The organism is Rhizobium sp. FG96 (genome assembly GCF_057808655.1).
This window is the reverse complement of the sequence record NZ_JBMDIL010000023.1, coordinates 61,982-74,146: the sequence shown is the minus strand read 5'-3', so window position 1 is coordinate 74,146 and position 12,165 is coordinate 61,982. Positions and strand designations below refer to the sequence as shown.

Below are 12,165 nucleotides of genomic sequence, written 5' to 3'. Positions count from 1 at the left end.
CCCCCGGCGTGAGGCATGCGGCGGGCGCATGGCGGGTGGCGGCGGCGCCACCGCGACCAGGTCGATCGCTCCAAAATGGCCGGTCCCCCTCCATTAGGGGTAGCTTATGCAACTGATCTTTGGTCAGTCGGGCAATCGCGTAACCTACTGTAATCATTGCTCATTTCCATCCGTGGAACTGGTGGCCGTGGAACTATCGCGCTCGATGGCAGCTAAGTCATTGATATTGCTAGGAGTGACATCGAGCATGCGGCCGACCGACAAGCCCTTCTGCTGCGCCACGATCATGCCCTGGGCGATCTGGTTGGTGCCCGCGTTGATGACCAGGAACGGCAGGCGCTCGTCGCCTGGATCGTCGCGCGCCGGCGCCTTGCCATGCAGATACGGCGCCAGGTCGCGAGCGCAGGCCAGCTGCTCTTTCACGATCTCGCCGAGCGACGGCACGGCCAGGCCGACCTGCTTGCCGATCGCCTTGTAGGTCCGCTCGTGCTCGATGAGGAACGCTTGGATGCCGACCGGGTCGGCCGACATGAACTCGGCCTGCAGCTGCAGCGGATCCTTCAGCCCCTGCGCCTCGTACCAGGCGGCGAAGTCCTGCGTCTTGCGGTTCATCGAGCCCTTCGGCCGCCCACGGCCGCGCTTCTCGGCTTTCTCCGGATCGTTGCGCCGCAGCGCCTCGGCCGCATCGGAGCGCCAATCGTGCCCCGATCCAGCATTATCCTCGATTTCTTTATTGCCGCTCATGAAATCCCGCTGTCTAGCTGCTGTCTAGCAACTGTCTAACCTGTTTTATTCAATCTATTCATATACATAGGTATATAATTAGACACATTAGACAGTTAGACACCGCGTAACCTCGTGTATATGCGTGACCGCATGCGCTACGTGAGGGTTTTGGGTGTCTAAGTGTCTAAACTGTCTAATCGGTGTTGCTTCGATAATGAAATCAAAGGCTTGAGTGTCATCGTTACACTAGACACTGATTAGACAGTTTAGACAGAAGCCGGTCGGCCAGCACACGCCTAGGGCTACGCTACAACAAGGCAAAAACCGTCAACCACGCAGTTTCCTGCGAAGCCGAGGGTCGGGGTTAGGGTTCTTCCGCACAAAAAGACGCAAAAAGGCGGTCCGGTGCTGCCGCAGGTTGCGGCCATCACTTCTTGAGCCAATCCTTGTATTCCTTAAGGTTCACGAAGATGCACCGCCGCTGGGCGCCGGCGACGGTGACGCGATTGCCCATCTTGCCTTCGCCAAGGTCGATTTCTTTCAGGATGATCTCAGGCGGCCCTCGTCGCAGCGCCCAGCGCCACGAGCCATTGCCGCCGAGATCGCCATAGGGCGTATTGATCAGCGCCTTGCCGAGCGTCTGCGATGCGTTCGGCACGACCAGGACGAGCCCGGCGTCGGCCGAGCCCCGCAGGCCGAGGTCGATCGCGTTCAGCCGCTCGCGCACGCCGTTGAACGTCGCTTCCGGATCCACCTTCAGCCGCTGCAGCTCCTGGGCGACCGTTCGCTTGCCCCCGCCGGTATGGACATCGATGACGCTGGTCAGGATCATGTCGAGGCACTTCTTCCACTCCGGCTCGACGCCTTCGAGCTCCGGCAGCATGTCCGGCGCCAGGCGCTGGCCCCATACCGCGAAGCCGCCCTCGGACGTCTCGTGTGGCAGGCCGAGCTTCTCAAGCCCTGCCTGGCCGAGCATCGTGTGCGCCATGGCGAGGAATGTGCCGAAGGTCTTCTGCCCGCGGCTGCCGTGGCCGGCATCGCGCAAGATGGCGTAATACTCGTCGAGGCGCGCCTTCAGGTCCGACCAGCTATCGAGCAGGATCTTGAGCAGGCGAGGGCCGACCGTCTCGGCTGCCTTCAACACCGGGCTCTTGTTGCTCGATGGCTTCAGCGGCAGCATTTCGATGATGACCAGGCGCGTCAGGTTCGCAGGAGGAATGGGCGGCGGGTTGATGCCCGAAAAGCTGAAGGTCGACTGCGCCTGAAAGTCGACGCCCTTGTGGTTTTGGCCGCCGCGAATACGCACGGAGCCCGAGGCCGCGTCGCGCGCCATCTTGATGATCTTCTGCGCCTGGTCGTGACTGTCGTCGCCTTCGAGCTCGTCGATGGCGATCGGCAGGCTGTCGTGGCCGACCAGCTGGTAGAGGCCGGCTTCGCTGGCATTCGTCGTCGAGATCATCATGCGGCCGAGGATGGCGCGCAGCAGGCCGTGCTTGCCGAAGAGCTCCGACTTGCCGGTACCGGCATCGCCGACGGCAAAGATCGAGGGGCGCCAGTCGAGCGCGCCGCCGAGCATCGCCACGCCGATCCAGCCGAGCAGGAACATGGCGTCGGTATCGCCGCGCGAGAAATTCCAGGTGCGCAGCAGCTCGAAGATCTCGACGGCCGGGTTGGCCTCGGGCGGCACCGGCTGCCCCCAGGGCGCCAGCGATGGCGGGCGCCTCGGGTAGATGAAATCGCCGTGCTCGCCGGTGTCCTCGATCTCGCCGTTGATGAACAGGTGATCGCCGCAATGCAGGATTAGGTTGCCTTCCAGGTCGCGCCAGGCGCCACGGCCGCGCACCGTATCGGATTGCGTCCAGGCGCCGCGATCGCGGCAGGCAGCGTAGAGATCGCGCCTGACACGTTCGCTCTTGAAGGTCGGATCGGCGATCATCCGCTTGGCTTCCTTGGCCGGCCAGGCCCAGTAGAGAAAATCCTCGTGACCGGCAAAGAGCTTCTGGATCCGCTCGACGCCGAGCGACCCGTCGCCGGTGTTGAACACCTGGCCCATCGTATCGAGGAAGTAGAAACTTTCGCCGTCATAGCCGAGCGGCCGCACCGGGCAGTCGTCCGGCAGGAAGCCCGTCTCGTCGAGCGGCGCGTTCTTGTACCACTCGCCCGGCTTGATCCCGTTCCAGGGGTTGCCAGGCGTCGGATAGTCGGGCGCCTGGCGCCGCTCCGCCAGTTTCGTCTTCTGTACCGACATCGAGACAAAGCCGCCCACTTTGCTCGCGCCTCGTTCATTTTCCTGCGACATCAAAAATATTTTTCCCCGTAGCCGGAAAACGGGCCGAAACCCGCCTTCCGGTTGACTTTTGACCGGTCAATTTCGTTTTGCTGATTTGCCCGTCGCGGCTTTTTCAGGCTCCGCGTCGTCGCTCACGCTGCCCGATGCGTCGCCATCGTCGTCGCCACCTGCCGCGTCAGCTGCGTCCTGTGCCGGCGCCGCATCTTCTGCAGCTTCACCAGGCGCGTCGCCAGCGGGCTTGTCCACGCTTCCGGCGTCTCCATCAGCCAGGTCAGAAACATCGCCCTGTGCCGACGCATCCGGGCGGTCCTCGCCGCCTTCTTCCTGTCCCTGATCTGCAGTTTCTTCTTCATGGCCCTCTTCCTGCTGCTGGCCGAGCACGATTGCTTCCGGCCGATCGTCGTCCGCCTCGTCGCCGGCGGATCCCGCCGACAGGGCCTGCTGCTCCGCCTCGGCCGCGGCCGCTGCAGCGCGATCGGCGGCAGCCTGGTCGAGCGCCGCCTGGTCCTTGAGGAACTGCGCCTGGTGCGGCTCCATGTCGCCGAGGCCGTCCTGCTCCTCGAAGATGCTGTCTTCGAGCTTCAGCGCCGGCACGTTGGCGGCCGCTTCCTTGGCCGCCTCGGCGCGGCGGATCTCAAGCTGCAGCTGGTCGATCTGGCGGTGCGCGATCTTCGAGATCTCGGCAAACAGCGAGAAGGCGAAGCGGTAGGGCAGCGCGAGTTCGTCGAAGCTGCCGCTGTCGGGAATGTCCTGGGTGACGTGTCCCTGAATATTGCCCCAGCGCCACAGTTGCTCGCCGCCGGCGTTGGCGCGCACCGCGTAGTCGGCAAACTGGGTGACCGACCGCTGCAGGTCATCGGTCTCGTTAGAGCCGCCGCAGAACCAGTTGACGGCCGTCAGGCCCTCCATGTTCTGCGTGGTGCTCAGGAAGCTGAAAAGCTGCGCGGCAGCGACGTGGGCGACGCCGCCCGCGAAATCCACCGGATCTATCTCTTTGATGCTGGTCATTGCCAATTGCTCCTATCTGCATCGTTGACGTCCTTCCCCCAGTCGGCCGGCATCGAGATGACCTCGACCGGCTTTCGGAAGCCCTTGAGCCGGGCGACGGAGCGCCCGAACAATTTCTGTGCCTGGCGCTTGCCCCAGTCGTTGTCCTTGAAGACGAGGAACGAGGAGATGCAGGCGTGGTCCGGCGCCGACAGGAACCCTGCCAGCGAGCCGCAGGACCACATGCGAAGATCAGGCACGCGCTGGCCGGCCGACAGGCCGTCTTCGATGCCTTCGACGAGGCCGGCCGGGCCGGTGACTTTCTCGGCGGCCGCGCGATCGGCAGGCAGGCCGGAAGGGCCATCGGTCAGGCGGATGACCAGGCCGGTTGTCTCAGGGAACATCAGCTTTGCCTTCTCGACATCGGCCTTGCCGGATCCGTCAGGCTTCAGGAACGTGTAGTGGCAGGCGCCGATCTTGCCGTCCTGGTCGACCATGGCCGCGATCATCGCCGGCAGGCGAGGGCGGGCATCGTCCATCCAGTATTCGCACTCCGGATGGAAGCGCAGCGCCCGGCCGAGGTTCGGCACCTCGGCGAGGATGATCCCGCGCGATGCCAGATAGACCTCGGCAAGTGTCCCCTCGATCGGCACGCAGGAATGAAAGAACTTGCGGGCGCGATCGCGCCGCTTCTTGCTGTCTTCAGCCTCTTTCGCCTCGGTTGCCGCGCGTCGGCTGGCGCCCTCGGCCTCGACGGCGCGCCGGCGCTGCGGGCTCATGTCTTTCAGCTGGTAGCGGTCCTCGATCCATTCGAGCGCCGTCATGCGGGTGTCGGGCGTGACGGCGCCCGTTAGCCCGAACGCGACCAGGTCGATTGCGTCGCCCTGGTCGGTCCCGGCGAAATCACGCCAGGCGCCGCGACGGGCGCCCTTGAGCCAGACACACATCTGCTCCGGCTTCGACTTCGGCCGGTAGGGATTGGCAACGTTCCAGAGTGATGTCCGCTTGTGCTTCGTCTTTCCGTGCAGCAGCTCGGCGATGATGCTTTCGAGATCGCGCAGCACGTATTCCTTGGCGACGGAGAACCGGCTCATTCTTTGGAGCTCGCAATATCGGCAGCGTCCCGAAGGGACTGCCGGTAGCCGCAATCCCAGCCATTCAGCCAGACGGCCTCCATCAGCGTCGACACGCCCCATTCCTTGGCGCGCGCACGAAGATCCGGCGGCATCTGACGATAGGCCTCAGCAAGGATCGCCTGCCTCTCAGCGGCGGCTTTCTCGGCTAGCAGCTCCTGCCGCGCCTGGTCGCTGCCGTCCTGAAACGCCATTAGGTTGATGGGCGAGGGCAGACTCGGGTAACGGAAATCGTTGCGATCGCCCATCAGCCGGCCCTCGCTGCGATCGCCGCGCGCAGTCTTGCGGCCATGGCCGGATGGCAATGGATGATGTTGGCGCGCTCATCGACGAGGAACTCAGGCGACGGCTTGTAGAGCGCTACGATATTTTGCCGGTGCTTTTTCCGCCGGCGGCGCGCGCGGCCTGGCGAGCGAACCTTTGACCAATCCTCGCCGGCATAAACGACCATGTGCGGCTGCTCGAAGATCCGGAAACCGCTGAAGCTGCTGAACGCGCCGATCATGGCTTGACCGCCTCTGAGGCGGCGAGGGCGGTACGGATCCGCTTGATCTCTGCCTGGGCCACTTCTCGCCAAGTAGAACCATGTTCGAGCACGAGCAGTGTCAGCCAATGTAGGACAAACGCCTGTTCGAGTTCGCCTTTGCTCGGGATATCTGCGCCACCAGCCCGAAGAACATGGGCGATTGGTCCTGTATTCCACATCATCATGGAAAGGACGTCGCGAAGGTCTTCCGTCAGATCTTTGGGATATTGCCTCATTCCCGATTGGGTTGTCGGGACTTCGCCTGTCTCGCTGCAGTGGCGCAGCTGCTCCACAGATCTGACGGCCCCAGACGCGACCTGGTCGGCTATAGCGGGAGCGTCCGGCAGTGCGCCACACGAGGACAGGTAATCGAGCACAACCTCTCGAACGGCTCGCCGATAGGCATCGAGCGTCTCAATAGTCGCTGCAGCGTGTGCGGGGGGCGATGCGGGGCGATCAGACATGCTCGCCTCCCAGGATTGCCGCCATCTGATCGGACTTTGACATCGTGGGGGCAAAGGTGATCGCCATGACGCAGTGACCAGGCTCAAGGCCGAACTGGCCGCCTGGTAGCACGAAGGTCACGCGCACGCCGAGCTGCCGGTTCTGGCCCCAGGGAACGACCCTCGCGTCCGCCTCGTCGACGCGTTCCAGGATCAGCGTATCGCCGGCCTGGAAGGCGCGGTCGTTCTTGCGGATCTCGAATGTCTTATCGCCGCGCTCGATCGCGTCGAAATAGGGAGCGGCGCATTTCAGGTGATGCGTGGTTGCCATGATCAAACTCCGATCGCTGTCTCGAGACGGCCCAGCGCCGTGTCGAAGTGGGTGTCGTCGCGCCGGTCCTCGACCGCGCGCAGAAGCTTGGAGACGTTCTGCTTGGTGCAGCCGCAGACCTCGGCCGCGAGCGGCTGCGAGATCCCGCAGACGGTCACCAGCAGGTAGATCTCGACGGCGCGCCGATCGCCCTGGCGCAGCTCGCTGGCCGCCAGGCCGAAGCGTATGCCCTTCAGTGCGACGGCCGCGGCGCGGCGCACGATCCTCAACTCAGCCATTTTGCCCCTCAAACATCTTTTCCGCCGATCGGCGCTTGGCCTCGATGGTGCGCAGCGCAAAGCGCAGCGCCCGGATATGGCGGGAAAAGCCAAGCCCGGATCGGAGCATGCGGCGATAGGTGCGGACGGAGAGATCGGCGCTCTCGGCCAAATCCTCCTGGGTGATCTTCAGCCGGATGCGCGTCGCCTCGATACGCGACAGCGCTTGCCCCTGGTCCGGCCGGTATGGTGTCCGCTGCTTCATTCAAATTCTCAGGTGATACGGGGAGAGGGGCCCGCGCCGGGCACAACGGACAAAGCCCGGCGCGGGGTAGGCGCTGCTAGCGGACGCCGAGCCTGGCGCGCCGTTCCTGTGTTTCGCGGCGCTGCTGCTGCGCGGATGGCGACGGCGCGGGGATCGACGAGGTGCCAGCCGGAACGGCTGCTTTCTTTTCGCTCGCCCAGGCCGGAAGATCGATCTCGACCGTCACGGCATCGACGCGGCGCCAGGTGCAAGGCGTCGCGCTCGCCGCACGATCGACGAATTCCGGGCGATGGCCGAGGTTCAGCTGGTAGCCGACCTTGCCCGCCTTGCCTGGGAACGCCCGCCGCGTGAACTGCGCCTTGCCTTTCGACAGGTTCTTCTGCACGCGGATCTTGCCGGCGTCCGCATCCGAGCCGACAAGCAGCACAAAGCGATCACTGGTCGACAGGCCGAGATCGTCGAAAACATGCCCGTGAAACATCAGGCGAAGTTTCGCTTTCGCGGACTGCATCTTCGTAAGACCGGCACTGACGCCTGTCCCAGTCGCGCTCTTTGTCTCGACGAGCGTAAGGTCGACTTCTTGAAAGGCCATCAGCGCGCCTCCTCGACGATCGCCCAATCGTCGGCGAGCATGTCCGCCTGAGATGCAAGCCAACCCGGCTGCCACTGCATGGCGGCGGTGTACATGGCGAAGTATGGCTGGCAATCGAGCGGTGCGTCTTCGCCGATCCACTTTGCTGTCCGGTCGTTGACCTTCCTGCTGGTGTCCTGAGTGTTGAACGGTGGAAGATAAAGCGGCGGCATCAGAACGATGAACATACCCTTGCCATTCCAGCCGGCGCGGCGAACACGGTGACCGTCTTTCATGGCCTGAATGGCATGCCCGAAGCTCATTGCGGAGATCGGCTGATAAGCCGCCTCGAACACATCTTCCGGCGACCAGGACCGATATCCGTCAGCGTAGACGACGGCGTAACCATCCCTCGGTCGCTGCTCCCCGTCGACATCGACGACACGCACTTCCGGCCATGCTCGCACCCGCTTGGTGCCATAGTAATCTTGCGTCATCAGATCAGCTTCCCATTCTTGCGGTTGTCGTTCTCCGCGAGCTGCGCCTGGCGAAAATGCTTCCAGGCCTTGCGGATATCTTCGACCGTCGCCAACGCAGGACCTGGCACGACGGTTATGCTGACGTGATCGTCGATGATCACGTATTGGGTGACGGCCGAGCCCGGCCAGCCGTCGGCCAGCGCCGCGGCATTGAGCTGGTCGAGCAGCGCCTGGTGGACGGCCGTGTTGTCCTCGATCGAGCCTTCCGGATCGCCGAGCTTGCGGCAGGAGGCGAGGGCGCGTGATTTCATCGGCTGATGCTCCTGAAATTGAGCACGGCCTGGCGCCCGGCGTCCGAGAGCCTCAGCGTGCCGCGCAGCCCGCTGCCGTCTTCGACCAGGTCGCCCTCAAGCCAGCCGATCGAAAGCGCATCCTTCGTCAGCGACGGCGCCCGGGCGATCGCGATGAAATGCTCGACCGGCGCCGACAGGTCGTCGCCGTCCCAGGTCCACGAGAGTGATGACGCGACATCGAAGCGGGAGGTCATGCGCCGATCCTTTCGAGGTAGACGACGTCGCGGGCCGCCTGGATCGTCCTGCAGACGACCGGCTCCGGCAGGCGCAGCATGCGGTGAATGTCGAACGTGTCGAACTTCTTGGACTGCCAGAGCTCAAGCACGTAGCCGGCCTGCTCGTCGTTCGGGAAAATGAGGCCGCGCTGCTTCATGGCTGCACCGGCATGTTGAACATCATTCTTCCGCCGCGGATCTTCCGCTTGAACTTGTGGCGGACATCGATGGTGACGGACTTCAGGCCGGGATGGCCGATCAGCTGCGGGTAGCCCAACCAGCCATAGGGCCGGCCATCGACGACGACATGGATTGCAGCGACGGAGAAGGCGAGATTGAGATTGACCAGGCTGCGATCGCCGCCGGTGATCATCTCGCCGCGGAACATGACCGGCCGCCCTTCGTAGAACGCTTTGACGCCTTCCGTGTCGTCGTCGCGGCCGTTGGCGAAAAGCACCGGGCAGGTCAGGACCTCGGGGAGGGCAATGCGCGGCTTGCGCCGCTTCGGGGCCGGTCCGCCGAGGATGAGGTTGCCGAGAGCGTTGAGCAGGCGGTTGAGGTGGGAAATCATTGCCGCTTTCCCTCTTGCTCGAACTTTTCCGGGAAAACGGAACGGATAACGGCGGTCGTAGCTGCCTGCAGGCGAGCGTCTTTGCGCAGGCCGGAATAGATTGTCCGCTCGGGAATTCCGGCGCGCCTGGCGAGCTCGGATCGAGGCATGCCACGCTCTTCGCGCCACTCGTCAACAATTTTCCAGGTAAGCTGCATAGCACACTCTTTCCTTGTCACTAATTTCATGAAAAGAGTGATTTGCGTGAATTCGTCAAGTGACCATTGCAGAATTTCTTAGTGACTTCCTCCACCATATGTTTTGCGTTGTGGAAAATGTTCGTAGAAAACAGTTAGATTGGTTGGATTTCATCCTTCGAGCGAAGGGATGGAAGGTGGCGGAGCTGTCGCGCCGAACCCACATCAACCCTTCTACTTTTGCGAAATTCCGAAACGATCCTGACAACAGGGCGCAGCTCGAACCCTCTACGATCATGCTGATCGAAGAGGCGACAGGCATCAAGGCATACGAAAACGCTCTTCACGCGAAGCCGCGAGGCTTGGCAGAGACCGAAAGCGCCCGCTATGAGGCCGAACCCTTAGAGGTCGTCGATGGGGCGGTGAAGGCTTTACGCGGCGACCAGAACGGCGTCGATCCGTGGATCTTGCGCTCGCGGTGCCTAGAGGCGGCCGGCTACCTGCCGGGCGACGTGCTGATGGTCGATCTCAATGGTCGGCCTCAGGCCGGAGATATCGTGTGCGCCCAGGTCTATGATCGCAATGGCAAAGCCGAGACGGTCTTCCGGATCTTTGAGGATCCGTTCCTCGTGGCCTCAACGCTCGACCGCTCGCTGATAAAGCCGCTGCTAATCGATAACGATCGCGTCGTAGTTCGTGGAGTAGTTATCGCGTCCTTTAGGGAACGTCGCGTCGCCGCGTAGAGAAGAGGGCACCCACGGCTGCCATCAGCGCATAACCGACCAGGCCGGCTATTCCAGGAAAGAAAACGATCAGGCACAGCAACCAGTGCCAGTGCCAACCGTAGTAGGCGCCATATCCGCCGACTGCAGCGATGAAGATCGTCCCCAGCGGGCCGAGAAACACCATGACGACCGGCCCTAGAATGCCGACCCATAGTCCCTCCCAGCCGAACCAAAGCTTTGCGCCGTTGAAGAACGCGACCAGATAAAACCCTGCGACTGCTATCGCTAGGAGGAAGGCGCCGACAGAGGCGGCACCTCCAAGCATATTCCCAAAGAATCGACCCATTTCACAACTTCTCCCTTTCCACATGTCTGCAACAGGGCAAGGTGAAGTTGAAGTGGGGAAAATTGTGAACTGATACACCGTATCAGCATATAGCAATTCACCTATTTCCATGAATTCATGAATTCGTTCTTGATTAAAAGTGAAATCGGTGAATATCGTGGACCTGTAGCAACTGATTTGCACGGCAGGAGACGCGAAACATGCCTTTGCAAGATAAACTCGTTCCGATCGAGGAGCTGGCAACAGCTCTCGGCCGGAAGCCGTCATGGCTCATGCGCAACTGGCTGCGCATGCACCAGCAGCACGGAATGCCCCGCAAGGTCCCGAGCACCTGGTGCTGGCCGCGCCGGGCGATGGAAGCCTGGTTCGAGGGCCAGCAGGTCATGCCCGACCAGGTCGAACAGCCATCCCCGCCCGTCGGCCTGGCCGCTGTCGTCGCCAACGAAAACCGCCGCCTTCATCAGCGGTATGCGGGAGGGCGCGGCGCATGAGCGAGGTCGCACATTTCGGGCTTTCCGACGCCCTGACGTCGGACAATCCGGCGATCCGCATCGAGGGGCGCTGCGCCGCCTCCAAGTGGACGAAGGAATTTGCGGACTGGATGCAGGACGAGGTCGATCGCGGATCGTCCGCGCCTGATATCATTCTCGCCATCACCAACGTCATGGTCGCGACCCACTCGGCCGCGCTCGCCAACTTCATGAAGCCGGCCGGCTTCGGCACGGTCGCCGACCTGATCAAGGCCGCCGTCGACGCGCGCTACATCTCGAACGCCGAGCGCTGCTACCGCGAGATCGTCGAGCGCAGGAAGGTGGGCCTGTGATGAAGTCGATGCTGCAATGCCGCGCCGAGCGGCTCAAAGCCCAGGGTGATTGCCCCCAGTGCAGCTCTTCTGGATGCGAGCAGTTCTGGTCCGAGGAGATTTTCCCCGGCCGGGAAAGCACCGAAGGCTATCTTCACTCGTCGGACGACCTGGCGTCGATCCGCTACGAGTGCGGCGCCGAGTTCGCCATCGATGACGACGGCCACATCATTTGCCGCACGCCCTGCACCCTCGCCGGCGAGACAGCCGCGAGTCTGATGGAGAGCGACGCAGAGATGATGGAGATGGACGAGGAGGACGCGGCATGACGTCACTCGCCGACAATCCCGCAGTCAGCAACCCGCGCAAGTCGCTTTCGAAGCCGCAGCAGACCGCGCTCGGCGCGATCGCCTTCTTTCGCCACCAGCGCGTCACGCCTGCCGGCAATGTCGAGATCGGCAACAAGCGCTTTTCGTCGTCGGTCCTGACCGGCCTGGCGGCGCAGGGCCTGGTCACGATGCGCGGCCGCGAGTTCGCCTTGACGGCGGCCGGCCAGGTCGCCCTCGCCAAGCTGCAGGAGGATCCGCATGGAAGCGCGTAGGATCCTGAGCGAGATCGAGGCCGAGGCGGAAAAGCAGGACAAGCTGATCGAGCGCCTGGTCGCCGAGGCGCGCGAGTTCGGCGCCGCGATCGACGAGGTCGAAAGTCTCGTGCGCTTTCACACCGAAGTGCAGCTCAGCCGCACCTCGCTGATCTACGAGGCCGCCTGCCTGGTGAGCGAGCAGGAGGGCCGCAAGACCCGCCTCGATGTCTTCCAGCTGATGCGCGGCGAGTTCGCCTGACCTTCGAGCGGGCGCGCGCCACCCCTGTACCTCCGGCGCGCTCGCTCCTGTCCGCATAGCCGCACCCCAGGCCAGCGGACCTCCGGCCCGGCAGTCTTTGTTTCGCGTGACTGCCGGGCCGTTCTTT

General features: G+C 63.2%; 24 protein-coding genes. 6 read left to right on the top strand and 18 right to left on the bottom strand.

Annotated features, from left to right (window positions below; genetic code table 11):
• Nucleotides 1-153: 153 nt before the first annotated feature.
• The 17 genes from ACODR6_RS31380 to ACODR6_RS31300 form a co-directional block, all read right to left on the bottom strand.
• A complete protein-coding gene (locus tag ACODR6_RS31380) occupies nt 154-744 on the bottom strand; it encodes a hypothetical protein (protein ID WP_489026418.1) in 591 nt (196 codons plus the stop codon).
• 409 nt (nt 745-1,153) lie between these two features.
• Nucleotides 1,154-2,974 (bottom strand): hypothetical protein, encoded by a 1,821-nt coding sequence (locus ACODR6_RS31375; RefSeq protein ID WP_489026417.1) that lies wholly within the window; start codon nt 2,972-2,974, stop codon nt 1,154-1,156.
• Nucleotides 2,975-3,091: 117 nt separating this feature from the next.
• Nucleotides 3,092-4,030: a hypothetical protein gene (locus ACODR6_RS31370; protein ID WP_489026415.1), complete on the bottom strand. Its 939-nt coding sequence runs from the start codon at nt 4,028-4,030 to the stop codon at nt 3,092-3,094.
• Nucleotides 4,021-5,097: a DUF7146 domain-containing protein gene (locus ACODR6_RS31365; protein WP_489026413.1), complete on the bottom strand. Its 1,077-nt coding sequence runs from the start codon at nt 5,095-5,097 to the stop codon at nt 4,021-4,023. Before ACODR6_RS31365 ends, ACODR6_RS31370 begins: the two co-directional genes overlap by 10 nt.
• Nucleotides 5,094-5,384 (bottom strand): hypothetical protein, encoded by a 291-nt coding sequence (locus ACODR6_RS31360; protein WP_489026411.1) that lies wholly within the window; start codon nt 5,382-5,384, stop codon nt 5,094-5,096. Before ACODR6_RS31360 ends, ACODR6_RS31365 begins: the two co-directional genes overlap by 4 nt.
• Nucleotides 5,384-5,641, bottom strand: a complete 258-nt coding sequence (locus tag ACODR6_RS31355) for a hypothetical protein (RefSeq protein ID WP_489026409.1) — start codon at nt 5,639-5,641, stop codon at nt 5,384-5,386. Before ACODR6_RS31355 ends, ACODR6_RS31360 begins: the two co-directional genes overlap by 1 nt.
• Nucleotides 5,638-6,126 carry a hypothetical protein gene (locus ACODR6_RS31350; RefSeq protein ID WP_489026407.1) on the bottom strand — a complete coding sequence of 163 codons (489 nt, stop codon included), beginning with the start codon at nt 6,124-6,126 and terminating at the stop codon, nt 5,638-5,640. Before ACODR6_RS31350 ends, ACODR6_RS31355 begins: the two co-directional genes overlap by 4 nt.
• Nucleotides 6,119-6,436, bottom strand: a complete 318-nt coding sequence (locus tag ACODR6_RS31345) for a DUF3850 domain-containing protein (RefSeq protein WP_489026405.1) — start codon at nt 6,434-6,436, stop codon at nt 6,119-6,121. The genes ACODR6_RS31350 and ACODR6_RS31345 overlap by 8 nt, the downstream gene beginning before the upstream one ends.
• Before the next feature lie 2 nt (nt 6,437-6,438).
• Nucleotides 6,439-6,714, bottom strand: coding sequence for a hypothetical protein (locus ACODR6_RS31340; RefSeq protein ID WP_148195118.1), 276 nt, complete (start codon nt 6,712-6,714; stop codon nt 6,439-6,441).
• Entirely contained in the window at nt 6,707-6,958 is a 252-nt protein-coding gene (locus tag ACODR6_RS31335) for a hypothetical protein (RefSeq protein ID WP_489026403.1), read from the bottom strand. The genes ACODR6_RS31340 and ACODR6_RS31335 overlap by 8 nt, the downstream gene beginning before the upstream one ends.
• 76 nt (nt 6,959-7,034) lie before the next feature.
• A complete protein-coding gene (locus tag ACODR6_RS31330; RefSeq protein ID WP_489026401.1) occupies nt 7,035-7,550 on the bottom strand; it encodes a hypothetical protein in 516 nt (171 codons plus the stop codon).
• Nucleotides 7,550-8,026: a DUF2829 domain-containing protein gene (locus ACODR6_RS31325; protein ID WP_489026399.1), complete on the bottom strand. Its 477-nt coding sequence runs from the start codon at nt 8,024-8,026 to the stop codon at nt 7,550-7,552. The genes ACODR6_RS31330 and ACODR6_RS31325 overlap by 1 nt, the downstream gene beginning before the upstream one ends.
• A complete protein-coding gene (locus ACODR6_RS31320; protein ID WP_148195120.1) occupies nt 8,026-8,319 on the bottom strand; it encodes a hypothetical protein in 294 nt (97 codons plus the stop codon). Before ACODR6_RS31320 ends, ACODR6_RS31325 begins: the two co-directional genes overlap by 1 nt.
• A complete protein-coding gene (locus ACODR6_RS31315) occupies nt 8,316-8,555 on the bottom strand; it encodes a hypothetical protein (protein ID WP_489026397.1) in 240 nt (79 codons plus the stop codon). Before ACODR6_RS31315 ends, ACODR6_RS31320 begins: the two co-directional genes overlap by 4 nt.
• Nucleotides 8,552-8,734, bottom strand: a complete 183-nt coding sequence (locus tag ACODR6_RS31310) for a hypothetical protein (RefSeq protein ID WP_489026395.1) — start codon at nt 8,732-8,734, stop codon at nt 8,552-8,554. Before ACODR6_RS31310 ends, ACODR6_RS31315 begins: the two co-directional genes overlap by 4 nt.
• Complete coding sequence (locus ACODR6_RS31305) at nt 8,731-9,147, bottom strand: hypothetical protein (RefSeq protein WP_489026393.1); 417 nt, start codon at nt 9,145-9,147, stop codon at nt 8,731-8,733. The genes ACODR6_RS31310 and ACODR6_RS31305 overlap by 4 nt, the downstream gene beginning before the upstream one ends.
• Nucleotides 9,144-9,344, bottom strand: a complete 201-nt coding sequence (locus ACODR6_RS31300; RefSeq protein ID WP_489026391.1) for a helix-turn-helix domain-containing protein — start codon at nt 9,342-9,344, stop codon at nt 9,144-9,146. Before ACODR6_RS31300 ends, ACODR6_RS31305 begins: the two co-directional genes overlap by 4 nt.
• Before the next feature lie 59 nt (nt 9,345-9,403).
• Here ACODR6_RS31300 and ACODR6_RS31295 point away from each other — a divergent pair, with 59 nt between their 5' ends.
• Complete coding sequence (locus ACODR6_RS31295) at nt 9,404-10,066, top strand: helix-turn-helix domain-containing protein (RefSeq protein WP_489026389.1); 663 nt, start codon at nt 9,404-9,406, stop codon at nt 10,064-10,066.
• Here ACODR6_RS31295 and ACODR6_RS31290 read toward each other — a convergent pair.
• Nucleotides 10,041-10,394, bottom strand: a complete 354-nt coding sequence (locus ACODR6_RS31290) for a hypothetical protein (RefSeq protein WP_489026387.1) — start codon at nt 10,392-10,394, stop codon at nt 10,041-10,043. The two genes, ACODR6_RS31295 and ACODR6_RS31290, sit on opposite strands and share 26 nt — an antisense overlap.
• A gap of 200 nt (nt 10,395-10,594) precedes the next feature.
• On the opposite strand from ACODR6_RS31290, the gene ACODR6_RS31285 reads away from it, so the two are divergent.
• Genes ACODR6_RS31285 through ACODR6_RS31265 form a run of 5 tightly spaced genes read left to right on the top strand, consistent with a single transcriptional unit; the run spans nt 10,595 to nt 12,038 of the window.
• Nucleotides 10,595-10,885, top strand: a complete 291-nt coding sequence (locus ACODR6_RS31285) for a hypothetical protein (RefSeq protein ID WP_489026385.1) — start codon at nt 10,595-10,597, stop codon at nt 10,883-10,885.
• Complete coding sequence (locus ACODR6_RS31280; RefSeq protein ID WP_489026383.1) at nt 10,882-11,217, top strand: hypothetical protein; 336 nt, start codon at nt 10,882-10,884, stop codon at nt 11,215-11,217. Before ACODR6_RS31285 ends, ACODR6_RS31280 begins: the two co-directional genes overlap by 4 nt.
• Nucleotides 11,217-11,525, top strand: a complete 309-nt coding sequence (locus ACODR6_RS31275) for a hypothetical protein (RefSeq protein WP_489026381.1) — start codon at nt 11,217-11,219, stop codon at nt 11,523-11,525. Before ACODR6_RS31280 ends, ACODR6_RS31275 begins: the two co-directional genes overlap by 1 nt.
• On the top strand, nt 11,522-11,797 hold the full coding sequence (locus tag ACODR6_RS31270) for a hypothetical protein (RefSeq protein ID WP_489026379.1): 276 nt from the start codon (nt 11,522-11,524) through the stop codon (nt 11,795-11,797). Before ACODR6_RS31275 ends, ACODR6_RS31270 begins: the two co-directional genes overlap by 4 nt.
• Entirely contained in the window at nt 11,784-12,038 is a 255-nt protein-coding gene (locus ACODR6_RS31265) for a hypothetical protein (protein WP_489026377.1), read from the top strand. The genes ACODR6_RS31270 and ACODR6_RS31265 overlap by 14 nt, the downstream gene beginning before the upstream one ends.
• Nucleotides 12,039-12,165 lie beyond the last annotated feature (127 nt).